This is a genomic window from Candidatus Nitrosopumilus sp., assembly GCF_965262695.1.
Taxonomy (GTDB): Archaea; Thermoproteota; Nitrososphaeria; order Nitrososphaerales; family Nitrosopumilaceae; genus Nitrosopumilus.
Map to the genome: position 1 here is coordinate 1,349,159 of NZ_OZ253550.1, position 25,278 is coordinate 1,374,436.

Consider the following 25,278-nt stretch of genomic DNA (forward strand, 5'->3'; position numbering starts at 1 on the left):
AACTATGAAACTAGAAAGTTCATCTTTTGAAAATGATGGAACAATACCAAAAAAATTTGGTTACAAAAATGGGAATGTTAGTCCTTCATTAATTATTAGTGATGTTCCAGAATCTACGAAGTCTCTAGCTCTTATAATGGATGATCCTGATGCCATGGGAGCTGTTGGAAAAGTTTGGGTTCACTGGGTTTTGTGGAATATTTCTAAAGATGTAGAGAAAATAGATGAAAATTCTATACCTGAAAATTCAATTGAAGGTGAAACTGACTTTGGAGAAATTGGTTATGGTGGACCAGCTCCTCCTGATAAAGAACATACTTACATCTTCAAATTGTATGCTCTTGATAGTATTCTTGATTTAGATAAAGGCTCAACTAAATCAGAACTTGAAAATTCTATGAAAGATCATATTATTGCTGAAGCAAAACTAATTGGTATATACGCACCACAATAACTAGAAATCCTAAAAAATTAAATTTTTTCATAAAGAGTAATAAGACTAGATTTACGTTGGAAATTATTGAATTCTACATCTACTTTGCTCTCAATTGGACAATTTGATCTAAAATTACATCATCTCTTAATAATAGGAATTCTTGCATTATCTTTTTCTGTATCTTTTTTACTTAGATCTTCACCTGCAGAATTTGGGTGGGAGTTACATGAATTTGATCCTTTTTTTAACTATAGAGCTACTGAATACATTGTAAATAATGGTATTGACTCTTATTTCGCATGGAATGATGAACTAAGCTGGTATCCTCATGGAAGAAATATATCTGATACTTCACAAGTTATGTTACATATTACTGCCGCAATTACATATTGGATTTCTGGCAGTAACAATCTTTATGACTTTACAATTTTATTTCCAGTAATTTTTGGTTCTTTAACCACAATCATTATTTTTGCATTAGTTAGAGTAATTGGAGGTACCACTGCAGGATTACTTGCATCACTATTTTTCTCAGTTTCTATACCTATAATTGTCCGTGGACAACTTGGTTGGTTTAAATCTGAACCTCTTGGTTTATTTTTTAGCATTTTAGCACTTTATCTTTTTTTAAGTGGAATAAATTCTAATAATAAAAAAATCACAATTACAAAATTAATTGGAGCAGGAATCTTATTTGTATTTGGACTATCTGCATGGGGAGGAGATCAATTTTTTATTATTCCCTTAGGTGTTTTATTTATTACATTACCTTTTTTACGTAAAGACCATAAATTTTTGATTTGGACTATTCCATTATTTACAATTTCAACACTTTTGACTTCTTTATTGTTTGAAAGATTAAGCACAACTTTTGTTTTTGGATTAGGTGGATTATCATTAGCAGTACCTACGATTTTTTTAGTAATTTGTATTTTAATTCAAAATAAAAGCAATGAAAAATCAAAAACTAGGAATGGATTACTATTTCTATTAGCAATAATCATTATTGCATCAAGTCTACTTATTCTAAATGATGATTCGGCTTTTATTTCCCTACCAAGTTATAGATACTTAAATGCCATAAATCCTTTTTTTACAACTACTGTACCTCTTATTGATTCAGTTTCAGAACACGCAACTACCACTATGTCACAATCATTTCTGTTTCATTCTGTTTTAATGATTTTTGCGGGTATCGGAATTTGGTTGATTTTGAAAAGTAATGGAAAACAAGATTTTATTAAAAATGATATGATATCTTTTTGTTTAATTTTTTCTTTATTTGGAGTTTATATTAGCTCCGCATTTGTAAGACTTGAAGTTTTTGGCTCTTTGTCAGTTATTCTTTTATCATCTATAGCGATTTCAATATTGATTAAGAAATTTTTTTCATATAAACACGAAATTAAAACAGTAAAAAATAATATTTTAAAATTATCCTTTTTGTCTGGAATTATAATTCTTTTAATAATTCCTCTTGCGTTACCTGAAATAAGTGTCTCAGGCATAGTTGATACTCCACCAACTATTCTTAATGGTGGAACAAAATACCAAATTGGAACTTCTGATTGGTTAGATGCAATGGATTGGATAAAAAATAATACTTCTGAAAATGCTGTTGTTGGTGCTTGGTGGGATTATGGATATTGGATTCAAACAAAAGGTGAACGAGCATCATTAGCTGATAATTCTACTTTAATAGATCATGTTATCAAAAAAATAGCAAAAGCTTTCATTAGTTCACCTGATGAAGGATGGGAACTCTTACGTGAAATGGAATCTGATTATTTTCTAGTATTTGTTGCAGGTGAAAGATTGTTAGTGGATCATAATGGTCAACCTCTCTATCTTTTAAATGGCGGTGGCGATGAAATGAAAAAACAATGGTTTATGAGAATTGCAGAAGAACCATTGCAAAAATATCTTCATTTAGATCAAACTAGTGGAACTAACTTTTTTTGGAATGAAACTCTTTTAGGAAAAATGATTCCATTTTCACCAGTTGTTTATATTCATCCTCAAACTAATGAACAATCAATTTCTTATCAACCTGGTTTTGTCCCTGTATATACAAAAAATATTAAATTTTCAGAAAACCAAAATGGACCTTTACGTTTAGTTTATGCATCTCCAAGTTTTGATGTTGAAAAAGGAGGACATGTAATTGGTATATTTATTTACGAAATTAATAAAGAATATGTGAGAATAAATTAATTTTTTAATTGTATCTTTCAGCTAATCTGTATCTCATATACTTGTCATCTGGTGAAAATTTTGCTGGATGTGCAGAAATTGTTTGTTCTTTACATTTAGGACATGTATCTTTAAGTGTATATTGAAAACATTTACTACATCTTCTTAATTGAAATCTCATTTTAATTTTCTCTAGTTTTCTTTGATTCTTCTCTAGTAAATTTGAATGAACCCTTCTTCTTTTCTATGTTTGACTGGATATCTGCAATTATTGGCTTTAATGATTTTTCAGCTGATTTGAAATCTTCTGAAGTAATTGATAATCTATACTTTGGTGCACCTAAATATGTGATATCTATTGTTGAATCTTTCTTTAATTCATCTAAAAGAATTTTTTTAATAATTTCAATTCCATCCGATTTTGAATTAGTAATTTCCATTATTCCTCTAATTTCTACAGAAGGAAGTTTGATCTTAGAACATATTTCTTCAATAACACTTGCAGTTTTCTTTGGAATTTTTAATTCCTTAACTGAGTCAATTCCATTTCTTCCAATTTCAATAAATGCATCATAAATAGAATCATATTTTGAATAAATATTATCTTCTAATTTTTCAATATCTTCATCAGATAATTTTGTTTTTTCTTGAACATTTTGTAATAGGGTTTTTCCTTTTTCAAACTTTTTAACTTCTTTTAGTTTTTGTTTTTTCTGATCTTTTGAAACCTGTTTTAATGATAAATCAATGTCTCCGCGTTGTGGATTTACTTTTTTAACAAGAAGAACTTTCTTCTCCCCATCTTTTACAAATCTATTAACTGATCTAATCCAACCTGGGGCAATTTCTGAAATATGTAAAAATCCCTGTAAATTATCATATTCATCTAGTGTTACATATGCACCATGATCCATGACTTTAGTAACTGTAGCAAGAACAATTTCTCCCTGTTCAGGCATCTCTTGGACTTCTGTAGACATTTCTTCTAAAACTCCTGACTGTGTAAATTAATGTTGCTGGCTAGAAATCAATCCCTTTCTTTGCTTTGATTCCTTTCTGAAATGGATGTTTGATTTCCTTCATTTCTGTGACTAGATCTGCAATTTCTATTACTTCTTCTTTGGCATAATTCCCAGTTAGAACTAAATCTGTATTGTCAGGCTTTGATTTTATCATTTTTATCACATCATCTACTGAAATCAGGTTCAAATTTACTGCGTAGTTGATCTCATCTAAAATTACAATATCATACTTTCCTGATTGAATTTTTTCATTACTGATTCTTATTGCTTCTTTTGCAACTTTTTCATGATCTTCTTTTGGACTTTTATCATCAATAATACCTACGAATCCTTTCCCAATTGCAACCATTTCAAATCCTGGTTCAAGTTTTTTTGTTGAATCCATCTCTCCATAATGCCAAGAACCTTTGATAAACTGGATCATGCAGATTTTTTTATCATAACCCGTAGCCCTTAATGCCAGTCCTAATGCTGCAGTTGTTTTACCCTTACCTTTTCCAGTGTATACAATTATCAACCCTTCACTCATGACATCTCATTTCATTATCTGACTAAAAACATTGAGTATTTGAGAAATACATCGATTTAAATAAAAAAATAATATTATTTATGCAAATTGAAAATTCCAAGAATTGTTTTAGCTGGTGTTAGTAGTGGAGTTGGAAAAACATCTATTACTTGCTCAATAATTTATGCACTTCAAAAACAAGGATATTCTGTTCAACCATTTAAAGTGGGCCCTGATTATATTGACCCAAGTTACCTTTCAAGTATTTCCAAAAATGAAACATTCAACTTGGATGTCTGGTTAATGGGAAAAAATCATTTGTTATCTAGTTTTATTTCAAATTCAAAATATAACGTATCGGTAATTGAAGGTGTAATGGGATATTATGATGGATTTGGTGGTGATTCCAATTATGCTAGCACCCATCATGTGGCTTCTATAATAAAATCCCCTGTGATTTTGATTCTTGATGCAAGCAAAACTGCTCGCTCTATAGCTGCAACCGCATTGGGATTTCAAAAATTTCACAAAAATTCTAGAATTTCATCTATAATTCTTAATAAAATAGGAAGCAAAAAACATGAAAATCTGTGTAGACAGGCATTACAAAAAACTAACCTTCCAATAGTGGGTGTAATTCCAAAAGATCCTCTTCTTAGTCTAGAATCAAGGCATTTAGGATTATTTTCTACTTTAGATAACAAAACATTATATGAAAAAATTCAGAAAATCTCAAAAATTATTTCAAAGAATTTAAATATTAACAAAATAATCGAACTTACAAAAAATACTTCTGAACTTCAAAAAATCCCAAAACCTAATCATAAAAAACAAAAAACAACAATTGCAGTAGCATTAGATACATCATTTAATTTCTATTATCAAGATAATCTAGAAGCACTTAGAAGGGAAGGTGCATCATTAAAATTTTTTAGTCCTGTAAATGACAAAAAAATTCCAAAATGTGATGGATTGTACATTGGTGGAGGATTTCCAGAAATTCTAGGATCAAAGTTAGCAAAAAATCAAACCATGAAAAAACTTATCAAAAATCTTGCTGAAGATAATCTTCCAATATATGCAGAATGTGGGGGATTGATGTATCTTACAAAATCTATTTCATCAGGAAATAAAAAATACAAAATGATAGGACTTTTTGATGCAGAAACATCTATGACAAAAAAAATGAAGCTAAATTACACCAAAGGGAAAATTAATCGTTCAATAATTTCTGAGAAATCACATGGTATTCAAGGTCATGAATTTCATTATTCTAAATTAGATTCTATATCTTCAGATTCAAAATTTGCTTATGAATTAGAAGTTGGTGATGGAATAAAGAATAACAAAGATGGATTAATTCAGTATAATTCTCTTGCATCATATGGACATCTTTACTTTGATAGTTCTAATTATGCAGAAAATTTTGTTAAAAACTGTATAAAATACTCAAGAAGCTGATTCTGCTTGAATTAACTTGAAAATTGCATTGATTATTGCAGAAGCTGAAGAACTCCCTCCTTTTCTGCCCAAATTTGTGATAAATGGAGCCTCATCTAACTTAGATAATTCCTCCTTTGATTCTGCAGCACAAATGAAGCCAACTGGAATGCCTATGATTAGGGCAGGCTTGACAATTCCTTCTTTTACCATTTTTATCACTTCTTGAAGGGCTGTGGGGGCATTACCTATGGCTACAATTCCCCCATCAATCTCTGATTTTGCAATTCTCATTGATACCTGAGAGCGTGTTTTCCCCTCTTTTTTTGCCAATTCCATAATTTCCGATTTTGAAATGTTACACACAATTTCGTTTCCGAAATCTTTAGGATTTTGTTTATTGAGGCCTCCAATAACTCCATTTACATCAACTACAATACTACATCCATTCTTCAAGGCTTTCATTCCACTCTCAATTGCATCTTTGTGAAAAATTATTTTATTTTTATCAGCAAAATCAAAATCTGCTGTAGAATGAATGATTCTTCTTACAATAGGCCATTCTTTTTCATTATATGAATGAGAACCAATTTCCTCTTCAATCATCTTCATACTTGCATCTTCAATTGATTGGCCTTTCTTAGTTTGCATCTTCTACCTCTTTTGCTCTCTCAATAATTAAATCAATAATTTTTTTATCAATTCCAATATGTTTTGTAATAAAAGCATCTTTAAGATTTGAATCTTTTAAAGCTGGAATCAAATCATTGTTAATATCTGTTTTAACATGTGCCCCTTCATGTAAGAAATAAAACACAATTACCAATACCTTTGGCTGATCTTTCTCACATTTTTTAATTCCTTCAAAAATATCTGGTTGTTCAATTTCTAACCAACAACGACTAACATTTCTGTAAGAATTTTTTAGTTCATCTACAATATAGTTTAATGACATTTGCGCATTAGGATCCTTGCTACCGTGACCAATAATCATTACATCAACATCTTTGTTAGGTAGTGTTACATTGTTTTCTTTTAGAGTAGTTGCAATTCTATTCTCAACAATATCTACCAAAGTTTTATGCATGCTCATTGGTTTAGTTATTAGAAATTTCACTTGTGTATCTTTTTGTAATTTCATTGTATCAGTTACTGCAATCTTGACTTTTTTTCCTGGATATAGGAAATATGGCACTATAGTTAGCGAATCAATATCTTCTTTGAGGCATTTTGAAATACCATCCTCAATGAATGGCGGTTCTACTTCTAAAAAGCAGTAATCAGTAAAAACATAGTCTCCTTTGGATTTGATTCCTGCACAAATAGTCTCTAATTCTTCAGATGCTTCTCTTTCTCTACTTCCTCTATCAATTATCAATAATCCCCGCTTCAATTTTCAATCCTCGCTATGGCTATAGTCAAATTTGGTGGGAATTTCTGCTTTTCTACAATTAATTTGCCATTTGACACTAGAATTGCTGCTGCCTCTGAAACACTAGATGTTCCTTCAAATGCTTTTACTGTATCAGAAGGGTTGGGAGCTGTAACTTTAGCTAAATCTTCTCTTTCAATACATTCAACTGGAATTTCCATCTCTTTTCCAACATCTATCAGTCCCTGCACATCTTCAGGTTTTTTTATAGAAACTAGTTTTGCTATTGATTTTGAACTAAGTTTGAATTTCTTTAAACAGTCATTGATACCTTCTTTGATAGTTTCTTTTGATGTATCCCAATGCAAACCTATTCCAATCACTAAACTTGGTGGTCTGTAAATAACTGATTCAGATGTTAAATCATCTTCAATAATTTTATCTGAAATTATTAAATTTGCTTTAGATTTTGAATTCTTTAATTCTTCTATAGTGTTGTATTTTGAAACATTTTTTGGTAATTGTTTGTACCAATTTCTTTCTCCTGCATCTTGAAAAATTCCTATTGGTTCTTCATTAACCATATGCGCACTAATTCTGGTAACATTTGAGTCGTCTTCAATCTTCCAACCAAAATCTCTGCCCACTAAATCAACTGCAATAGTTTTGTTTACATCCGCTGCTGTAGTGATTACTGGTTGTGCTTTTAATTTCTCTGCAATTTTTTCAGTAAGCTCATTTGCTCCTCCAATATGTCCAGATAATACACTAATTACAAAATTTATTTTATCATCAATTACAATTACTGCTGGATCTGTCTTCTTATCTTTAAGCTGTGGTGCAATTAATCGAATCACTGCACCTAGAGAAAATAGACAGATTAATGCATCATTATTTTTGAAAAGTTCAACAATTTTTTCTGATGTAGGCTCTGAATACCATGTAATTGAGTCATTTTGGTTAGATAATTTAGAGGGTGCAAAAATGGTCCATTCTGGAAAAATTTCTTTAAGGTTTTGACCAATATTGATGCCATTTTTAGTAATGGCAAGAACTGAAATTTTATCCATATTCCAAACTTTGCTGATTTAATAAAATACCTTACCCTTTTGGTTCTCTTGCCAAGATGTTTCCCTCAAAATCAAATAATATGACATCAATTGGAACTTTTTCTTCACTGTGTTTTCTCATGTGTTTATACACCTCACTACAAATTAACTCAAAAAATCCATCTACATTATTTTCTTGAATGATCTCTGATACATGCCTTGCTGTGTTTGCTTTTTTAATGTCCTCAATAATTTTTCCATTTGCATTAACTTTTTTTGCTAATTCTGCTAGAAAATTCATATCAACTTTTGAACCTTTGACATGAGTTTGTTTTACCCCTGCTGCCATTTTTGCAAGTTTTCCAATAAACCCAACTACATATGCTTTTTTGATATTTTTCTTACCACATTGTTGAATGGTGTATCCTGAAAAATCCCCCATTTGTACAAAACAATGTTCTGGTAGATCTACGATCTTTTTTGCAAAATCTTCACTTCTTCCTCCAGTTGTTAACACGACTGTATCATTTCCCATAGCAATTGATACATCCAAATTTTGTCTAATTGATGCAGCATATGATGCGGTTGAAAATGGTATTACTATGCCACTTGTACCTAAAATTGAAATTCCATCTTTGATGCCTATTCTTGGATTGTCTGTTTTTGGCCCTAATTCTTTACCTTTTGGAACTGATATTACCACTCTGATTCCTTTTTCTTTTAGGATGTTTTCTCCTATTTCCTGAAGATTCTCTGTAATCATTTTTTTTGGAACTGGGTTAATAGCAGGTTTGTTGATTTCCAAACCTAAACCAGGTTTGGTTACTATGCCTACCCCTTCCCCTCCATCAATTTCAATCTGATTTTTGTTATCATTGAATGTTAATTTAACTATGATTTCAGCACCATGTGTGACATCTGGATCATCCCCTCCATCCTTTATTACAGAACACTTTGCCTTGTTTTTTTCAAACTGACATGAATTTACAGGAATCTTAATTGTAGATTTTTTAGGTAAAGTAATTTCAATTTCTTCAATCTTTTGTTGTTTAATAATTGATAGTAATGCTGCTTTTGATGCTGCAGTAGCAGAACTTCCTGTCGTATATCCTGTCCTTAGCTTTTTTTCTTCTGCCACAACTGGTGTATTCATTTTACTGTATTAACTCTTGTTTAGGATTTTTTATTTTCCAAATAGATTTAAAATAAAAACTATGTGAAGTTATTATGGATAAACCTATTCAAATAGTGATTACTGGTGCCAGTGGATTTGTGGCAAAAAATCTCAGGAAATATTTATCTGAAAAAAATGTTCATCTAATTTCAATATCTAGAAAAAATTTCAAATCATTCAAAAATGAAACTAAAGTTATCTCAAAAAATTATGACGAAAAATCACTTCTTCCTAAGATAAAAAACTCTGATGCTTTAATTCATCTTATAGGAATTGGGAAACAATCTACAAAAATTGATTATGAATCAATCAATTTTCAATTAACACAAAAAATTGTTAATTTATCTAAAAAAGCAAAAATCAAAAAACTTGTTTATACAAGTGGATTAGGAGTATCTTCTAATACTTCTATTGGGTATTTTATATCAAAATTTAAGGCTGAAACATCTATTATTGATTCACAAATCAACTATACAATTTTTCGACCTTCGTATATTGTGGGTAAAGATGATCTTTTTACAAAATATTTGAAAAAATCTATTAAAAAAAATAAAATCACTATTCCTGGATCTGGAAAATATTCCATACAACCAATTTCAATAGATGATGTTACAAAATTAATTTTCCAATCTATTGTTAATAAGAAATTCAATAACAAAATAATAGATCTTGTTGGCTCTGAAAAAATTTCATTTGAAAAATATGTTCAATTATTTCTACAAAAGAGAAAAACCAAACTATGTTACATTGATATCGAAAAAGCATATCATCTTGCAATAAGTAACCCGAAATTTGATTATGGTGTGGATGATCTTAATATCCTAGTAGGAAATTTTATTGGAGATCACCAAAAACTCAAAAATCTAGCTAAAACAAATTTTCAATCCGTCAAAGAACTGTTAAAGACCGGCGCCTTGTTTTAGTGCATCAATCTTGTTTGTTTTTTCCCAGCCAAATTCTGGCTCATTTCTTCCAAAATGACCATATGATGCTGTCTTTTTGTAAATTGGTCTTTTCAAATCTAGTTGAGAAATGATTCCTGATGGTTTCATATCAAAATTCTTTCTAACTAAATCTTCTATTTGATTTTCTGGAATTTTGTTTGTTCCAAATGTGTTTACGTATAATGATACTGGTTCTGCAACTCCAATTGCGTATGCAAGTTGAACCTCACATCTATCTGCAAGACCTGCTGCAACTAAATTTTTTGCAATATATCTACACATGTAACAAGCTGATCTATCTACTTTTGATGGGTCTTTACCAGAGAAAGCTCCCCCACCATGTCTTCCAAAACCACCATAGGTATCTACTATAATTTTCCTTCCAGTAAGGCCTGCATCTCCGTGTGGGCCTCCAATTACAAATTTTCCAGTTGGATTAATGTGAATTTTAATATCATCATCCCATAGATTTCCTAAAACTGGTTTGATAACCTTGTCAATGATTTCTCTTTCAATCTCGTCTTGTGATATTTCTGGTGCATGTTGAGTAGATACAACAACTGTTTCAATTTTAGTTGGTTTGTTATCTTCATATCTTACAGAAACTTGAGATTTTCCATCTGGTCTTACCCATGGCAATGTTTTGTCTCTTCTTACTTGGGATAATTTTTGAATTAGTTTATGTGCTAACAAAATAGGCATAGGCATTAATTCTTCAGTTTCATTTGTTGCATATCCAAACATTAATCCTTGATCTCCTGCACCTTGTTCTTTATCTTCAGTTGCAGTTACACCTTGACTAATATCTGGACTTTGAGAATGTAATCTTAAATTGACTTGACAAGTATCTGCATCAAACATCAAATCTTTATCGTCATATCCAATTTCTCTAATTGTTTTTCTAATTAATTCTTCTTGTGCTTTTTTATCCAAATTTGCTTTTGATGTCACTTCACCTGAAACAGCAACAAAATCTGTTGTTACCATTGTTTCAACTGCAACTCTTGAATCAGGATCTTGTCTAAGAAATTCATCTAAAAATGCGTCTGAAATATTATCACAAACTTTGTCAGGATGCCCTTCTGTTACTGATTCAGATGTAAATAGAAAATTATTTGTCATAAAACTCACTACCTACTAGAGTTCATTTTCTAGTTTGATGAATAATACGTTGTTACCTCTTACGATAACTCTACCATAATTTGCGATAGTTTTACCTTCGTGTAGTTCTTCAGCATCTGTCATTATCAAATTCATGTATGAATCAACATTATCCATTTTACCTTTGTATTCGACTTCATTTTTCAGTCTTACAGTAACTTTCTTCTTTGTGCTTTTTTGAAGAGTTGTTAGAGGTCTTTTTGCGCTATTTGATTGAGACACTAATTGTTCACTTGTTTTGCAACTTTGTTCTCTAGAATAAAAGCCTTACCTCCTTTGAAGAAACAGAAATTCCTTAAATTTTTTCTTCTTTTTGTAATAATAATACATATGATCTCAACTGGTTTAGAAAAATTAGATAAATCTCTATTTGGAGGAATTCCAGATGGCGTAATTGTAGATATTTTTGGAAAAAATGGAACAGGAAAAACCCAACTATTGTTACAATTGACAATAAATTCTATCAAAAATGGAGGTCATGTTTTGTATTTTGATACGACAGGAGGTTTTAGACCTGAAAGAATACTTGATATTCAAAAAACCCTTGAATCCCAATTAGATTTTCTTAACCAAATTACTGTTTCAAGATTAACTAACACTTCCGAACAAATTAACTCAATCAAAAATATTAACAAAAATTTTTCATTAATTGTAATTGATAATGTAACTGATTTGTTTTCTTATGAATATCAAAAAAATGAATCTGTTTTCGAGAAAAATTCTTTGTTTATGAAATACATGCGTGATTTATCTAATTTTGCAATATCTAACAAAATTCCTATCGTTATTACTAATATGATAAGGAATTTAGAAGGAAAAGAAATTGAAAATATGAAAGGTGCAATTGATCCATTTACTCATATCAAAATACATCTAACAAAAAATTTATCAAAATTTAATGGAAAAGTTTACTCACCATTTATGGAAAATTCGTTTTCTTACACAATTGACAAATCAGGACTTTCTTCTGAAGATATTTAACGGTCAATGAGGAAGTTTACTAATGGCAGGAATTTTTGATTCTATACCGATTATTACTGTAGTATTATTTGCACTTGGGCTAGTTGGTGTAATTGTTTATGAAAGATCACGATCTAAAACACCAGATGAATCTGATTCCTGAATCACTATTTGAGAATTTTGGGTTTTCCAATCTAACTGAAATTCAAAAAAAGGCTTCTCCGATAATTCTACAAAAAAAAGATTGTTTAGTTATTGCTCCTACTGGTTCTGGAAAAACAGAATGTTCTGTAATACCAATTTTCTCTTTATTGAAAAATTCTAGGAAAACAGGAAAAATAAAAACTCTATACATTACTCCTTTACGTGCATTAAACAGAGATGTTTTTAGAAGAATTACAAAATATGCTCATCAAAGTGAATTAACTATTGAAATTAGACATGGTGATACAACACAAAAAGATCGAAAAAAAATCTCTGAAAACCCTCCTGATGTTCTGATTACAACTCCTGAAACTTTGGTAATTCTTTTAACTCAAACTAAATATCTTGATGCATTATCTGATTTAGAATGGATTGTAGTTGATGAAGTACACGAATTACTATCTAGTGAAAGAGGTACTCAACTCTCTCTAAGTATTGAGCGATTAGAATTCAATTCCAAATTCCCACTTACAAAAATAGGCTTATCTGCTACAGTAGGTAATTTTGAAGAAGCAGGAAAATTTGTTGTAGGTACAAAAAGAAAATGCGAGATAATTAGAGATACTTCTGTAAGAAAATATGATGTAGACATACAATATGTTGATGGAACAATTTCTGATGTAGCAGAAAAAATTGTTGAACATGTGTCTGAATTAGATTTGAATTCTCCTATTCTCTTATTTACAAACACTAGGGGTGAATCTGAATTTTTAGCCTCAATACTCAAAGAAAAATCTACTATTCCAATTGAATTACATCATGGATCTCTTTCAAAAGAAGTTAGAGAAGAGACTGAACAAAATTTGCGTGAAGGAAAACGAGGAATTGTTGTTTGTACATCTTCCCTTGAATTAGGATTGGATATTGGTTCTGTTGAATTAGTAATTCATTACGGTTCACCTAGACAAGTATCAAAATTAGTTCAAAGAGTAGGAAGAAGTAGACATAATCGCAATGCTTCTGCTAAAGGATTAATCATCACAAATAACTCTGATGACGAATATGAAGCACAAGCCATTCTTCAAAGAATTCAAGAGGGTTCTATTGAGGAACAAAAAATCCATGATGGCTCACTTGATGTTCTTGCTCATCACCTTGTTGGTCTTACAATGCAAATTGGGGAAATTTCAATTGACAACGCATTTGATTTGATTACAAGAGCTTATCCATTTAGAAATTTAAAACTAGAAGAACTTATAGATGTTCTAGATTTACTTGATTCAAATTATTTGATCTTTTTTGATCGAACAAAGATGACTTTTTGGAAGAAAGGCCGTTCTTTCAAATATTATTTTGAAAATCTTTCTACCATTCCTGATATTCTCAAATTCAAAGTATTTGATAGTGTAGGAAAAAAAATCATTGGCAGTTTAGATCAGAGATTTGTAGGTGATTATGGTGACTCTGGAAATATTTTTGTTCTAAAAGGCTCACAATGGAGAATTCTAAATGTTGATGAGAAATCATTTACAGTAAACGTTGAGCCATTTAGAGGTGGAGGAATTACCGTTCCATACTGGGAAGGTGAGAATATTCCTATTGATTATAAAACTGCCAGAAAGGTGGGTAATTTTAGAAGCAAAGTACGTTCAGGCTTACTTCAGTTAACAAATAAAACAATTGAAAAATTAAATTTTAATGAAATTTCTGATGAGAATAATATAGTAATTGAATCTAGTAGATCTCAAGGATCAATTGTACTACATTCTTGTTTTGGTACAAAAATTAACTCTACACTTTCTACATTACTTTCTTCTATGTTATCCTCTATGTTGGGTTCTGTTGTAGATTCTCGTTCTGATGGTTATCGAATAGTATTATCTTCTAGATCTAGAATCTCAGAAAAATTATTTCTTGAAGTCTTAAAAGATGATTATGATTTGTTTTCTATGGTTACTGCATCACTTACTGGTACTCATAATGTAAATTGGAGAACATGGTGTGTTGCAAAAAAATTTGGTATTGTAGGACGTGGTGCAGTTTATGAAAGAAAATCTGCACGATTTTTGTATGAGAGATATTCTAAAACTGCACTTGTTCAAGAAGCATTACGTGAATTATTTCATGATAAATATGATCTCAAAAATACTGATAAAATCTTAAAAGAAATTCGTGAAGATCAAATTCATGTAAAATGGTTAGAAGTTGATCAATTCTCAAAATTAGCAGAACCTATCTTAGATCATACATCAAAATATTATTCTTCTCCCGCTAATCTTGATAAAGGAATTTTAGATCTTGTAAAAGCTAGATTGGATAAAACAAAACATCGTTTAATTTGTGCTAGATGTGGAAAATGGGAACGTGTTGTTGAAACAAATGAAGTAAAGAATATTTTGATTTGTCCTTACTGTAAAGGACGACAAATTACTGCAACTTTTTACTCTGATTACGATCTTCCTAAAATTATTAGAAAAAAACATGAGGGGAAAAAATTGACTAGTGAGGAAAAACACAAGGTAGATCGTGCCTGGAAAGTGTCTTCTCTAGTTGAGAATTTTGGTAAAACTGCCATTGTTGTCATGTCTGGTTATGGTGTAGGTGCAGACACTGCTGCACGAATTCTTCGCAATATGGTTGATGAAGAACACTTATTCAAACAGATCTATGAGGCAGAAAGACAGTATGTAGTTACTAGAGGTTTCTGGGATTCTTAATTCTTTTTTGTAATTTTAGAAAATGCTGTTAGGAACATCTCTATTCTTCCTTCTAATCCAGCTTTTGCATTAAGACCAGTTATAGAAACAATTTCTCCTAATTCACATTTGTCAATTAGTCTAGCTTGATTTCTCCATCCCTTTACCCAAATTTGTCCAGTATCATCTTCTACAAACATTTCTGAAAGTGCAATTGATTCTCCCGTTTTTGTTTGAACTTCACGTCTTTCTGGAACTTTCAAGATTATTGCTTCTATGCAATAACTACCATCAACTTTAACATCATTAATCTTTGTTCTAATTTGAGATAATGAAGGAATACTTTCATCATTATCTAATTTTCTTACAAAAGAATTATCATCAAGTGTTATTGAATTTCCATATGCTTTAGATGGCATACACTCTATGACATCTCCTTCTACACAAATGCTAGTTGAATTTGATGAATCACTAATGTTGTATAGATTTTTTTTGTTATCTACTGCTAAAATCATGTTTCTTCCATTTTCTGTTGGTGACATTGATAGAACTCTTGCAATTACTGGCTCTGCTTCTTTTCCTCCTTCAATCTCAATAATTGTTGCATCATTTCCATGAATTTCCAATCCTTGGTTTCCTGATTTTACCCTAACACCAAGTAATCTTACTTTAGCTGATTGTGAAATCATATTTGGAATTGATGATTCATCTTTTCCCCATAGAACTACTCTCATTCCACTTCCATCTTTACCTTTTAACCTCATTCTTAATGCCTTTCCAGGCATGCCTCTTGAGTTTGTAAACTCCATACCACTGATAACTCCATCAATTTCTCCTAAAACCACCAGATCTTTTTGACCTTCTTGTAGTTCACTTACATCTTTTGTAATTGTATCAATAGTTGGAATTTCACTTGTTGAATCAGTAGCTTCTACATTTGAACCTGAACCAATATTGATTGTTGGTGAACCATCAAGATCTGATTTGACATAAGCCTTAATGATTTTAATCAAATCTCCTGGTTTTAGATTTTCAATTCCTGGAAGATTTGCCTTTTCATCCCATAATTTCACACTTGCAGTAGAATTTGCATCATCGTATACGGTCATAGTTCTAAGATAAAATGGAGAACCATCTTTTCTTGAAAATTGTTTTGCAGGTGATAAATTCAAAACTCTAGTTTCTAATGAAATTTCTTTTGCCCCTGCATAGAGATCTTTTAAACTCATTTCTACTTTTAGTGGCCCTGATAATGTAACACCATAATCTGATGCAATTAAAAATAAAGCTCCTTGATCAGTTAAATATCCGGCTCCGATTTTTTCTTTTTTTAGTTTTATTTGGTCCTCAATAATTTCTCTAGTTAGTTCTGGCTTTTGTTCAATTAATTTTTCAATAAGGTTATCAAATTCAGTCAACTCATAATTGCTATCTTTATTCTATTAATAAAAATTTCATTATATTGTTATATTATGTTTCTATACTATCAGATCGCTTTATTGTTAATTTAAAATTATTATTTCTAAATTTTTCTTGTTTTGAATATATTGTCTCTTGATTTGCTGAACTACAACAAAATCTATGATGAAACAACTGATTAACTAAATTAGTAGGATGATCGCAGTTTTAACATGTCATGTATTGATGTTCGCCATTTATCAAAATCTTATGGTTCAATCAAAGCAGTAGATGATGTTGTTTTATCTGTCAAACCTGGACAGGTTTTTGGATTTTTAGGCCCAAATGGTGCAGGAAAATCAACCACCATCAAATTACTTACCACCTTAATCCCCCCTTCAAATGGTTCTCTTACAATATTGGGAATTGATGCAATCAAAAATCCATTAGAAATCCGTCACAAAATTGGAGTGGTTTTACAACAACCAAGCTATGAACCTACTCTGTCAGTTGAAAAATCACTTGACAAGTATGGGATGATGTGGAATGTTTCAAAAACTGAACGCAAAAAAAGAATGGAACAACTTTTGAAAGATTTTGATTTGGTTGAAATTAGAAAGAAAAGAAATGAAGATCTATCTATTGGTCAACGAAGACGAGTACAGGTTGCACGAGAATTCATGCATGATATGGATTTGTTATTTTTAGATGAACCTACAGTGGGATTAGATCCAAGTGCTAGACGAAAACTATTAGATTATTTAAAAAATAAAGTCAGAACAGGCTTAACAATTTTTTACACTACTCATATTCTAACCGAAGCAGAATATCTTTGTGATGAAATTGCAATTCTTGATAAGGGAAAAATTATCACTGTTGACTCCCCTGAAGCACTAAAAAGTAAATTTGGAAAAGAAAAAACTATTAAAATTCATTTACTAGAAAAAATTTCTAAAATTTTTGATCTACTAAATGGGATTGATGATTGTAAAATAAATTTTGAATCTGGAACAAATATTGTAATTCACTCTGAACAATCTGAATTAGTTCTGTTAAAAGTTTTGAAAATATTAAATGATAATGATATTGAGATAGAAGATTTATCTGCAGTCCCTACAAATCTTGAGGAAATATTCTTAAAAATGGTGAGAGAAAATGCATCCGATAATTAGACTTGTAAACAGAAACCTTACAATTTCTTTGAATCCTGGATTCTTAATTTGGCAGGTAATTTTTCCTCTGATCTATATTTTTGTAGCAGGTTTTGCATATGCTCCATTAATTCAACATGTTCCTTTTGGTGCAAAGGAACTTGATTATCCTGCATTTCTTGCATCTGGTATGATTGGATTTAACATAATGAACAGTACACTTGTCTCAGGAATCATAATCTGGAATGATAGGAGGCATGGGATGTTTGAACAAATAATGTCTGGTCCATTCACAAGAAGCCATTACATTCTTAGCAATATCTGCACTATTGGCATAATTGGTTTAGTCAGTGCTTCTCTGATTGCCTTGGTAGGTTATCCAGTATTTTTTGAATCTGTAGAGTTTTCAATCGTCACCATCCCTGTGATCGTTTTTGGTGCCATCACTGGCTCTGTTTTGTTTGGTTCATTAGCGTCCATAATTTCAACAAGATTACGTTCTAGCGAAGGATTTAATGTAATAATCAACACCGTTTTTCTATTTTTTGCATTTGTTAGTTCTGCATTTTATCCTGCAGAAAATGTTCCTGAACCATTACGCACCGCATTTTATCTAAATCCATTGACTTATCTGGTTGATGTAATTAGAGCAGGAATTTTTGGAACTATTACGGATTTTGTGATTGTTGAAATGTTAGTACTTGTTGGAATTGCTTCGGTACTATTTGTTATTGCATCAAAACTTCTAACTAAATTAGATTTCTAGAAAATAAAATTATTTTTTAAACTTCTCGTACATCTCATTAATTTTTTTAATTACATCTAGATTTTCATATTCAATTAAATTCAAATTTGGTATCACACAATGACCTCCAATAATTCCTGGATACATTTTTGGTCTATTCCCTAAATTTTCATGTATTTCATCTGCAAATTTCCACATTTCATCAAAATCTATACCTTCTTTTTCACAAATCATTTTTGTTATTTGTGCATAATTGATAAGCCATCCATAATACGATGTATCAACTAAAATTTTTGCAAGTTCGCCTGTTTTTGTTGTTGACATCCAATCAACTTTTTGAAATCTTTTTTCTAAATCTAATTTGATTTCAGGATTGATCTCATTATCATCTGAAGCAATAAATTTTGTATATCTTTTGATATCATCTAAGAATCTTCTATGAACACCACGAACTGGTGAAAATAAAACTGGAACACTTGATTTTTCTTGAATTTTTTTTGTAGTACCTGGTCTTACCGTAGAATGGACGATTATTGCTTTTAGTTCATTTAATTTTGGAATCCAACTTAAAGTAGTATCCACAAATCCTGATAATTCTCCTGGCAAACAAACATGAAGATATTCTGGATTTTTAATTGAACTATTTTCTGAATAATTTTTACATTTTGAAGATTCTATGTCAATACCAACACAATTAAAATTTCTTTCATCTAGTAACCCAAATAGAGTTTCACCCACTTCTCCCATGCCTAATACTATGTCTGACATTGTACCTATTTTCAGAAAAACACTCTATGCTATATTCGTGTTACAGTTTATTGTTTTTAGAAAAGTAGCCCGAGGCAGATTCGAACTGCCGTCACGGGCTCCAAAGGCCCATATGCTTGACCTCTACACTATCGGGCTGCTAAATCGAGCACGCTAACTCCCTTAATGAACTTTTTATTCTGATATGCCTAACACTAAACTAATCTTTGATAACTCTAATTAATTTCTCAATTGGATCTTCCATTTGGTTTAGAATTTTTTTTGCTTTTAGTTGATTTAATTGCTTTGTAGATTCAAAAAACTTTGTTATATGTTTTGAAACCTTTTTAGGATTTGTTTCTCTTATGACCAATCGTTTTTTCACCAAAAAGTTCTCTATTATGTTTGGAACTGCATTATATGATATTGTGGGAATTCCCATTAATGCTGATTCTGCAGTCATTGTACCACCTGAACCAATAAAAACATCTGTGTTGTTTAACAAATGTTTTCCATCAAATGACATCTTTACAATTTTAGCTTTTTTACCTATTTTCTTTTGTAGTTTTTGAATTTGTTTTGTATACCTACCTAAAACAACAATATTCTCTTCATTAAATTTAGATATTACATCCTTGGTAATTGGAATAATTTTATTTGATTTTTCTGTATATGATGCTTCTTCTTCTTCTATTCTTATCAAAATGTTTTTTCGGCCATTATTTTTGAATGGAAGTTTCACATCTTCATTTGTTTTTCTTTTGATTGTTACTGCTGCATCAATTGCTTTGTATGGGATGATATTTTTTTCATTTATTCCATATTTTGAAAATTCTTTTTTTGGAATTGTATTGGGGATTAACAGCTTTTGAATTAGTGGTAATGTTAATTTCATCACTGCTTCTGCATGTGGTGAATCACAAAATGCAATATGTTTAATTCCTAAACCAAATGAAACTCTTGCAGCTTCAGGTGAACAAAAACTAATTACCAGATCTGGTGAAAATGCCTCAATTTTTCTGATAAGCTTTCCAATTCTATCATTTCCTGCTTTTAGTTTGGAATTTTTTCTTCCTCCACCATGTTTACCTACTAAAATAAGGTCAAAATTACGAATTTTAGCTAATTTTGAAACTTCCTCATACTCTCTAGAAGTGCATAAAATACTGTTTTTTTTGCCTAATTTTTCTATTATTGGTTCAGAAAACAGTAATTGTTTTGGAGTTAGAACATCTATCCATATTTTCAAGTAATTTCCATAACTAAAGTTAGTTCAATAAGTTTTTCTTAGTCTAATCCTAAGCTTTAGTGTAATGGGGGGAACAAAAGTTGTTGTTTATGGCCTTAGTACCGAAGGATATGCTATTGCATCACAAATGGCCATTAAAGGAGCCGACGTTTACATAATTGATGAATCTACCCCTTCTGCAATTTCACTAAAAGCAGAAATTGCTAAAACATATCCAAACGTTTCATCTCTAAAAGAAGATGAACCATTACTAGCTATGGAACCAATTGATGTGGCAATATCCAAAGCTCAATATCTATTCTTTACTCCTAGAATCAGAAAAACTGGACAGGACATCAAAACTGAAATCCATTCAAAATTCAAAGATGCTACTGCATCTTTAAAGAAAAAAAGTTCTGTTGTTTTTACTCTCCCAACAGGATTTGGTGGAAATAATGAAAATATTTCTTTACTTGAACATGTTACAGGACTTGAAGTTGGAAAAGATATTTCATATTTTTATTATCCTTTAGAAGGCACTGATCAACAACCAAAAATTGTTGGTTCTTTTAATGGCAAAAAAGATTCTGTATTGTCTGGTTTGTTAACTACTGGAAAAAAAGAGAAAAACTTTGTTGCAATTTCATCCTCTGAACATTTTCATGCAATTAATGTTCTCTCAAGATTTTCAAGTCTGTGTAGTGTGTTAGAAGTTTGTAAATATGCTCAAGATGAAATTACTAAAAATGATTTATCATCAGATGATTTTCAAGAAATATTCCTTAATGATATGGTAGGTGGCTTACTAGATCTAAAATCTTTAGGCTCATCTTTTGAAGGTGCAAACACACTCATGTATCTCATTAATGGAAGTGTAAAAGGTATTGATGGTTACATCAAACGATTGATAGATGAAATACGTGCAACTTTAAAGAAAAATGATCTTAAAGCTAGCAGAACAAAAATTGCATTATCTTGGACACTTGATCAACATTCAATGCGTGGGGATAAAATTGAGATGCTTCAAAATTTGACTTCGAGATTACGTGATTACATTGGTGATGTTGAAGCATATGAAGATCCAAATTTTGATCTATTTCATAGTGATAAAACAACAATTGTTGTAGCATGTTCAAAATCTGATTTTACAACTATTGAAAAAACTAAACAAGATTCTGATTTGATTATTGTGAAAGCTAATCCTTTATGCGAAACAATCCAATAATGGTATAAATTAGCTAAATTAGTATTCTGTTTGAATTGTCTAGTGAAAATGAATCTGATGAAATTCCTGTAAATGTTGTTTCTGAGAATGAATCTGATGAATCTGTTGAGGAATCAAAATCTTCTGAATATGTGAAAGAAAACTCATCAGAGTTATTAGATGCAGAAAAACAAAAAACTTCAGAATGTGAAGAAAAATTAAAACATATTTTAGCAGATTTTCAAAATCTTAGTAGAAAGACACAATCTGATATTGAAAATGGTGTTAATGCTAAAGTAGATGAATTTCTATTGGATTTTCTAAAAATCTATGATGATTTTATTCGTGCAAGAGACGTCTTCTCTGAAAATAAAATCAATGCCGAAGGTCTTGATTCAATTTTAAAAAATATGGATTCTCTGTTGAAAAAATACGATGTGGCTCCAATTGATGCGTTAGGAGAAATTTTTGATCCAAATCTTCATGAAGCAATATCTGTCATCTCTGATCCTAATTTAGATGACAATACAATTACCAAAGAGATCAGGAAGGGATATATTTCTCAAAAGAGGATTATAAGACCGACATTAGTAGAAATTTCAAAAAAGGATGATAATTAAAAATGGCTAAAGTAATAGGTATCGATTTAGGAACAAGTAACTCTGCTGCTGCAGTGATGATGGGTGGAAAACCAACAATTATTCCTGCAGCTGAAGGTCAAACTGCAGCTGGAAAAGCATTCCCATCCGTAGTCGCTTTTTCTAAAGAAGGTGAACTTTTAGTTGGTGAACCTGCTCGTAGACAAGCAGTTACAAACCCTGACAATACTATTGTTGCAGCAAAACGAAAAATGGGTTCTGATTATACCTTTAAAATTCTAGATAAAGAATACAAACCTCAACAAATCTCTTCATTCATTCTACAAAAAATAAAAAAAGATGCTGAGGCATTTATTGGTGAATCTGTAGAAAAAGCAGTTATCACAGTTCCAGCATACTTTGATGACAATCAACGTCAAGCAACAAAAGATGCAGGAACAATTGCAGGTCTTGATGTTGTTAGAATAATTAATGAACCAACTGCAGCTTCCTTAGCATTTGGATTAGATAAAGCAAAAGAAGACATGAAGATACTTGTCTTTGATTTTGGTGGTGGTACATTAGATGTTACTATCATGGAAATGGGAGGTGGTGTTTTTGAAGTAATGAGTACATCTGGGGATACTCAACTAGGTGGAACTGATATGGATAAAGTTTTGATTGATTATGTTGTTGACGAATTTAAGAAAAAAGAAGGAGTTGATCTTTCTCAAGACACAACTGCAATGACAAGAATTAGAGAAGCTGCCGAAAAAGCAAAAATTGAATTATCTACTGTAATGGAAACTGATGTTAATCTACCATTTATTGCACATGATCCATCTTCAGGTGCAAAGAATCTTGAATTAAGACTAACTAGATCTAAACTCGACGAATTAATTGGACCTATTGTAGATCGTTGTAAACCTTCTATACAAAAAGCACTTGAAGATGCAAAACTTTCCAATTCTGATATTAACAAAATAGTAATGATTGGTGGTCCAACAAGAATTCCACTAGTCAAAAAATTTGTTAGTGATGTTATAGGAAAGGAAGTTGAATCCGGTGTTGATCCTATGGAAGCAGTAGCTATGGGAGCTGCAATTCAAGCGGGAATTATTGCTGGTGATGTTACTAGTGACATTGTTCTACTTGATGTAACTCCATTAACTCTGGGAATTGAAACACTTGGAGGAGTTCGAGAACCTCTTATTGAAAGAAACACTACTATTCCAACCTCAAAAGGAAAAGTGTTCACAACTGCAGCTGATAATCAGACAGCTGTAACTATACATGTTGTTCAAGGTGAAAGACCTATGGCCACAGATAATGTTTCTTTAGGCAGCTTTAATCTTGCTGATTTACCTCCTGCCCCAAGAGGGGTTCCTCAAATTGAAGTCAAATTTGATATTGATGCAAATGGAATCATTAATGTAACTGCAAAAGATCTTGGAACTCAAAAGGAAGCAAAAATTACTATTGAAACAAAAACCAAATTATCTGAAGAAGAAATTGAAAAATTAAAAGAAGATGCTGAAAAGTTCTCTGAGGAAGATAAAAAGAAGAAAGAGAAAATTGATCTTAAAAATGAAGCAGAAAGTTACATCTACACTACTGAAAAATTAGTTAATCATGATCTAAAAGATAAAATCTCTCAAGAGCAAGGAATTAAAATTACTGATGTTGTAAAAGAAGTAAAAGAGGTTTTAGATAAAGAACCTGAAGAATTAAAACCAAAACTTGAAGCATTACAATCTTTAGTAAACGAAGTAACTACTGAACTCTACAAGAATGCAGCTCCTCCTCCAGGTGCTGATGGACAACAAGGTGCTGATGGACAACAAGGTGCTGATGGACAACAAGGTGCTGATGGACAACAAGGTGCTGATGGACAACAAGGTGCTGATGGACAACAAGGTGCTGATGGACAACAAGGTGCTGATGGACAAACAACAGAATCCGCTTCAAATGACGAAACAAAAACTAACTAATTTTAAAAATTCAACCATTTATACAGTAATTAGAATAAAGGAATGATTCATGTCTGCAAAGCGAGATTATTATGAAGTTTTAGGAGTGTCTAAATCATCTTCTAATGATGAAATTAAAAAACAGTATAGAAAATTAGCATTAAAGTTTCATCCAGATCGAAATCAATCTGCTGAGGCCGGAGAACACTTTAAAGAAATTTCTGAAGCATATGCGGTTCTTTCTGACACTGAAAAGAGACAACTGTATGATCAACATGGACATGCAGGTGTAGATGGAAGATATTCTAGCGAAGATATCTTTCAGGGTGCACGTGGTGACTTTAGCGATATCTTTGGTCGTGGAGGTGGAGGATTTGATTCTATTTTTGAATCAATATTTGGTCGTGGAGGTGGAGGATTTGGATTTGGTCAAGAACGAGGTTCTGATATTCTTTATCAAACATCAGTTACATTAGAAGATGTTTTACATGGTAAACAAATGGAAATAGAATTACAAAAACAAATTCACTGTGATACGTGCAGTGGTTCTGGTTGTAAACCTGGTACTGATAAAAAAACATGTTCTTCATGTAATGGGCAAGGTCAAGTAAGGCAAACACGTAACATGGGATTTGCTTCATTTGTTACTGCTGCACCCTGTTCTTCATGTAGAGGTCAAGGTTCAATCATTGAAACTCCTTGTAGTGATTGTAGAGGTCAAGGAAAGAAAAAAGGATCAAAAAAAGTTACTTTTGACATTCCTCCTGGAATTGATTCAGGTGATTATACTGTACCAAATGAAGGAAATGAAGTACCTGGTGGCTCTAACGGTGATCTAATTGTTAGAGTTAGAGTACAACCTCATTCAAAATTCAATAGAGACGGAAAAGATATCTTCTATGATCAAGATGTTTCAATGGTTGATGCAGCATTAGGATGTGATGTTGTTGTCCCAACTTTGGAAGGAACTGAAAAAATTAAAGTTGATTCTGGAAGTCAACCAAACACAATTATCAAATTAAAAGGAAAGGGTGTACCGCATATCAATTCTAGAGGCAAGGGAGATCAGTATGTTAGAATTGTAGTAAATATTCCTAAAAAACTCAACAAACATCAAAAAAACCTACTTGATGAATTTAAACAAACTAGTGATTAACT

Annotated in this window: 24 protein-coding genes and 1 tRNA gene; 12 read left to right on the forward strand and 13 right to left on the reverse strand. The window is 31.3% G+C overall.

Annotated features, from left to right (window positions below; genetic code table 11):
* The first annotated feature begins 4 nt into the window (after positions 1–4).
* Together ACQY2P_RS08210 and ACQY2P_RS08215 are read left to right on the forward strand one after the other, a co-directional pair.
* Positions 5–454, forward strand: a complete 450-nt coding sequence (locus tag ACQY2P_RS08210; RefSeq protein ID WP_428326152.1) for a YbhB/YbcL family Raf kinase inhibitor-like protein — start codon at positions 5–7, stop codon at positions 452–454.
* 66 nt (positions 455–520) lie between these two features.
* On the forward strand, positions 521–2,650 hold the full coding sequence (locus ACQY2P_RS08215; RefSeq protein WP_428326153.1) for an STT3 domain-containing protein: 2,130 nt from the start codon (positions 521–523) through the stop codon (positions 2,648–2,650).
* 4 nt (positions 2,651–2,654) lie between these two features.
* On the opposite strand, the gene ACQY2P_RS08220 is transcribed toward ACQY2P_RS08215, so the two are convergent.
* From ACQY2P_RS08220 to cobO, 3 genes are read right to left on the reverse strand one after another with little or no spacing between them, the layout of a single operon-like run.
* Positions 2,655–2,810 (reverse strand): RNA-protein complex protein Nop10, encoded by a 156-nt coding sequence (locus ACQY2P_RS08220; protein WP_428326154.1) that lies wholly within the window; start codon positions 2,808–2,810, stop codon positions 2,655–2,657.
* A gap of 1 nt (position 2,811) precedes the next feature.
* Positions 2,812–3,609 (reverse strand): translation initiation factor IF-2 subunit alpha, encoded by a 798-nt coding sequence (locus tag ACQY2P_RS08225; RefSeq protein WP_428326155.1) that lies wholly within the window; start codon positions 3,607–3,609, stop codon positions 2,812–2,814.
* Between the two features lie 40 nt (positions 3,610–3,649).
* A complete protein-coding gene (cobO, locus tag ACQY2P_RS08230; protein ID WP_428326156.1) occupies positions 3,650–4,180 on the reverse strand; it encodes a cob(I)yrinic acid a,c-diamide adenosyltransferase in 531 nt (176 codons plus the stop codon).
* 87 nt (positions 4,181–4,267) lie between these two features.
* Here cobO and ACQY2P_RS08235 point away from each other — a divergent pair, with 87 nt between their 5' ends.
* Positions 4,268–5,620 carry a cobyrinate a,c-diamide synthase gene (locus tag ACQY2P_RS08235; RefSeq protein ID WP_428326157.1) on the forward strand — a complete coding sequence of 451 codons (1,353 nt, stop codon included), beginning with the start codon at positions 4,268–4,270 and terminating at the stop codon, positions 5,618–5,620.
* On the opposite strand, the gene ACQY2P_RS08240 is transcribed toward ACQY2P_RS08235, so the two are convergent.
* Genes ACQY2P_RS08240 through ACQY2P_RS08255 form a run of 4 tightly spaced genes read right to left on the reverse strand, consistent with a single transcriptional unit; the run spans position 5,609 to position 9,173 of the window.
* On the reverse strand, positions 5,609–6,250 hold the full coding sequence (locus ACQY2P_RS08240) for a precorrin-8X methylmutase (RefSeq protein WP_428326158.1): 642 nt from the start codon (positions 6,248–6,250) through the stop codon (positions 5,609–5,611). The two genes, ACQY2P_RS08235 and ACQY2P_RS08240, sit on opposite strands and share 12 nt — an antisense overlap.
* A complete protein-coding gene (locus ACQY2P_RS08245; protein WP_428326159.1) occupies positions 6,240–6,992 on the reverse strand; it encodes a sirohydrochlorin chelatase in 753 nt (250 codons plus the stop codon). The genes ACQY2P_RS08240 and ACQY2P_RS08245 overlap by 11 nt, the downstream gene beginning before the upstream one ends.
* Positions 6,989–8,041, reverse strand: coding sequence for a cobalt-precorrin 5A hydrolase (locus tag ACQY2P_RS08250; protein ID WP_428326160.1), 1,053 nt, complete (start codon positions 8,039–8,041; stop codon positions 6,989–6,991). The genes ACQY2P_RS08245 and ACQY2P_RS08250 overlap by 4 nt, the downstream gene beginning before the upstream one ends.
* Before the next feature lie 31 nt (positions 8,042–8,072).
* Positions 8,073–9,173, reverse strand: coding sequence for a cobalt-precorrin-5B (C(1))-methyltransferase (locus ACQY2P_RS08255; protein ID WP_428326161.1), 1,101 nt, complete (start codon positions 9,171–9,173; stop codon positions 8,073–8,075).
* 74 nt (positions 9,174–9,247) lie between these two features.
* Here ACQY2P_RS08255 and ACQY2P_RS08260 point away from each other — a divergent pair, with 74 nt between their 5' ends.
* Positions 9,248–10,117 (forward strand): NAD-dependent epimerase/dehydratase family protein, encoded by an 870-nt coding sequence (locus ACQY2P_RS08260; protein ID WP_428326162.1) that lies wholly within the window; start codon positions 9,248–9,250, stop codon positions 10,115–10,117.
* On the opposite strand, the gene metK is transcribed toward ACQY2P_RS08260, so the two are convergent.
* Complete coding sequence (gene metK, locus ACQY2P_RS08265; RefSeq protein WP_428326163.1) at positions 10,094–11,260, reverse strand: methionine adenosyltransferase; 1,167 nt, start codon at positions 11,258–11,260, stop codon at positions 10,094–10,096. The genes ACQY2P_RS08260 and metK overlap by 24 nt on opposite strands.
* Before the next feature lie 15 nt (positions 11,261–11,275).
* Positions 11,276–11,521, reverse strand: coding sequence for a U6 snRNA-associated Sm-like protein LSm6 (locus ACQY2P_RS08270; RefSeq protein ID WP_012214473.1), 246 nt, complete (start codon positions 11,519–11,521; stop codon positions 11,276–11,278).
* 108 nt (positions 11,522–11,629) lie between these two features.
* Between ACQY2P_RS08270 and ACQY2P_RS08275 the strand changes: the two genes are divergently transcribed.
* Together ACQY2P_RS08275 and ACQY2P_RS08280 are read left to right on the forward strand one after the other, a co-directional pair.
* Positions 11,630–12,280: an ATPase domain-containing protein gene (locus ACQY2P_RS08275; RefSeq protein ID WP_428326164.1), complete on the forward strand. Its 651-nt coding sequence runs from the start codon at positions 11,630–11,632 to the stop codon at positions 12,278–12,280.
* Between the two features lie 98 nt (positions 12,281–12,378).
* Positions 12,379–15,120 (forward strand): DEAD/DEAH box helicase, encoded by a 2,742-nt coding sequence (locus tag ACQY2P_RS08280; protein ID WP_428326165.1) that lies wholly within the window; start codon positions 12,379–12,381, stop codon positions 15,118–15,120.
* Here the strand turns inward: ACQY2P_RS08280 and ACQY2P_RS08285 are convergent.
* Positions 15,117–16,517 carry a single-stranded DNA-binding protein gene (locus tag ACQY2P_RS08285; RefSeq protein WP_428325040.1) on the reverse strand — a complete coding sequence of 467 codons (1,401 nt, stop codon included), beginning with the start codon at positions 16,515–16,517 and terminating at the stop codon, positions 15,117–15,119. The two genes, ACQY2P_RS08280 and ACQY2P_RS08285, sit on opposite strands and share 4 nt — an antisense overlap.
* Positions 16,518–16,730: 213 nt before the next feature.
* On the opposite strand from ACQY2P_RS08285, the gene ACQY2P_RS08290 reads away from it, so the two are divergent.
* Positions 16,731–17,669 carry an ABC transporter ATP-binding protein gene (locus ACQY2P_RS08290; protein ID WP_428326166.1) on the forward strand — a complete coding sequence of 313 codons (939 nt, stop codon included), beginning with the start codon at positions 16,731–16,733 and terminating at the stop codon, positions 17,667–17,669.
* Positions 17,653–18,414 (forward strand): ABC transporter permease, encoded by a 762-nt coding sequence (locus ACQY2P_RS08295; protein ID WP_428325037.1) that lies wholly within the window; start codon positions 17,653–17,655, stop codon positions 18,412–18,414. The genes ACQY2P_RS08290 and ACQY2P_RS08295 overlap by 17 nt, the downstream gene beginning before the upstream one ends.
* Positions 18,415–18,423: 9 nt before the next feature.
* Here ACQY2P_RS08295 and ACQY2P_RS08300 read toward each other — a convergent pair whose 3' ends face one another.
* The 3 genes from ACQY2P_RS08300 to ACQY2P_RS08310 all read right to left on the reverse strand — a co-directional run bounded on the left by ACQY2P_RS08300 (position 18,424) and on the right by ACQY2P_RS08310 (position 20,389).
* The gene (locus ACQY2P_RS08300) at positions 18,424–19,161 is read right to left on the reverse strand and encodes a GDP-mannose dehydrogenase (protein ID WP_428325036.1); all 738 of its coding nucleotides are present in this window, start codon (positions 19,159–19,161) and stop codon (positions 18,424–18,426) included.
* 65 nt (positions 19,162–19,226) lie between these two features.
* A tRNA-Gln gene (locus ACQY2P_RS08305) sits at positions 19,227–19,299 on the reverse strand.
* A gap of 61 nt (positions 19,300–19,360) precedes the next feature.
* Positions 19,361–20,389, reverse strand: coding sequence for a DUF354 domain-containing protein (locus ACQY2P_RS08310; protein ID WP_428326167.1), 1,029 nt, complete (start codon positions 20,387–20,389; stop codon positions 19,361–19,363).
* Between the two features lie 64 nt (positions 20,390–20,453).
* Here ACQY2P_RS08310 and ACQY2P_RS08315 point away from each other — a divergent pair, with 64 nt between their 5' ends.
* From ACQY2P_RS08315 to dnaJ, 4 genes are read left to right on the forward strand one after another with little or no spacing between them, the layout of a single operon-like run.
* Positions 20,454–21,593: a hypothetical protein gene (locus tag ACQY2P_RS08315; RefSeq protein WP_428326168.1), complete on the forward strand. Its 1,140-nt coding sequence runs from the start codon at positions 20,454–20,456 to the stop codon at positions 21,591–21,593.
* Positions 21,594–21,628: 35 nt separating this feature from the next.
* Positions 21,629–22,192 (forward strand): nucleotide exchange factor GrpE, encoded by a 564-nt coding sequence (locus tag ACQY2P_RS08320; protein WP_428326169.1) that lies wholly within the window; start codon positions 21,629–21,631, stop codon positions 22,190–22,192.
* Positions 22,193–22,194: 2 nt separating this feature from the next.
* Positions 22,195–24,141: a molecular chaperone DnaK gene (gene dnaK / locus ACQY2P_RS08325; RefSeq protein ID WP_428326170.1), complete on the forward strand. Its 1,947-nt coding sequence runs from the start codon at positions 22,195–22,197 to the stop codon at positions 24,139–24,141.
* Between the two features lie 49 nt (positions 24,142–24,190).
* Complete coding sequence (dnaJ, locus tag ACQY2P_RS08330; protein ID WP_428326171.1) at positions 24,191–25,276, forward strand: molecular chaperone DnaJ; 1,086 nt, start codon at positions 24,191–24,193, stop codon at positions 25,274–25,276.
* The last annotated feature ends 2 nt before the right edge of the window (positions 25,277–25,278 follow it).

Bases quoted from the DNA above. Each gene is read 5' to 3' on its own strand.
- ACQY2P_RS08210 (WP_428326152.1), top strand. From the start codon at position 5: ATGAAACTAGAAAGTTCATCTTTTGAAAATGATGGAACAATACCAAAA.
- ACQY2P_RS08220 (WP_428326154.1), bottom strand. From the start codon at position 2,810: ATGAGATTTCAATTAAGAAGATGTAGTAAATGTTTTCAATATACACTT.
- ACQY2P_RS08225 (WP_428326155.1), bottom strand. From the start codon at position 3,609: ATGTCTACAGAAGTCCAAGAGATGCCTGAACAGGGAGAAATTGTTCTT.
- cobO (WP_428326156.1), bottom strand. From the start codon at position 4,180: ATGAGTGAAGGGTTGATAATTGTATACACTGGAAAAGGTAAGGGTAAA.
- ACQY2P_RS08240 (WP_428326158.1), bottom strand. From the start codon at position 6,250: ATGCAAACTAAGAAAGGCCAATCAATTGAAGATGCAAGTATGAAGATG.
- ACQY2P_RS08250 (WP_428326160.1), bottom strand. From the start codon at position 8,041: ATGGATAAAATTTCAGTTCTTGCCATTACTAAAAATGGCATCAATATT.
- ACQY2P_RS08255 (WP_428326161.1), bottom strand. From the start codon at position 9,173: ATGAATACACCAGTTGTGGCAGAAGAAAAAAAGCTAAGGACAGGATAT.
- ACQY2P_RS08260 (WP_428326162.1), top strand. From the start codon at position 9,248: ATGGATAAACCTATTCAAATAGTGATTACTGGTGCCAGTGGATTTGTG.
- metK (WP_428326163.1), bottom strand. From the start codon at position 11,260: ATGACAAATAATTTTCTATTTACATCTGAATCAGTAACAGAAGGGCAT.
- ACQY2P_RS08275 (WP_428326164.1), top strand. From the start codon at position 11,630: ATGATCTCAACTGGTTTAGAAAAATTAGATAAATCTCTATTTGGAGGA.
- ACQY2P_RS08280 (WP_428326165.1), top strand. From the start codon at position 12,379: ATGAAAGATCACGATCTAAAACACCAGATGAATCTGATTCCTGAATCA.
- ACQY2P_RS08290 (WP_428326166.1), top strand. From the start codon at position 16,731: ATGTCATGTATTGATGTTCGCCATTTATCAAAATCTTATGGTTCAATC.
- ACQY2P_RS08295 (WP_428325037.1), top strand. From the start codon at position 17,653: ATGCATCCGATAATTAGACTTGTAAACAGAAACCTTACAATTTCTTTG.
- ACQY2P_RS08300 (WP_428325036.1), bottom strand. From the start codon at position 19,161: ATGTCAGACATAGTATTAGGCATGGGAGAAGTGGGTGAAACTCTATTT.
- ACQY2P_RS08315 (WP_428326168.1), top strand. From the start codon at position 20,454: ATGGGGGGAACAAAAGTTGTTGTTTATGGCCTTAGTACCGAAGGATAT.
- dnaK (WP_428326170.1), top strand. From the start codon at position 22,195: ATGGCTAAAGTAATAGGTATCGATTTAGGAACAAGTAACTCTGCTGCT.
- dnaJ (WP_428326171.1), top strand. From the start codon at position 24,191: ATGTCTGCAAAGCGAGATTATTATGAAGTTTTAGGAGTGTCTAAATCA.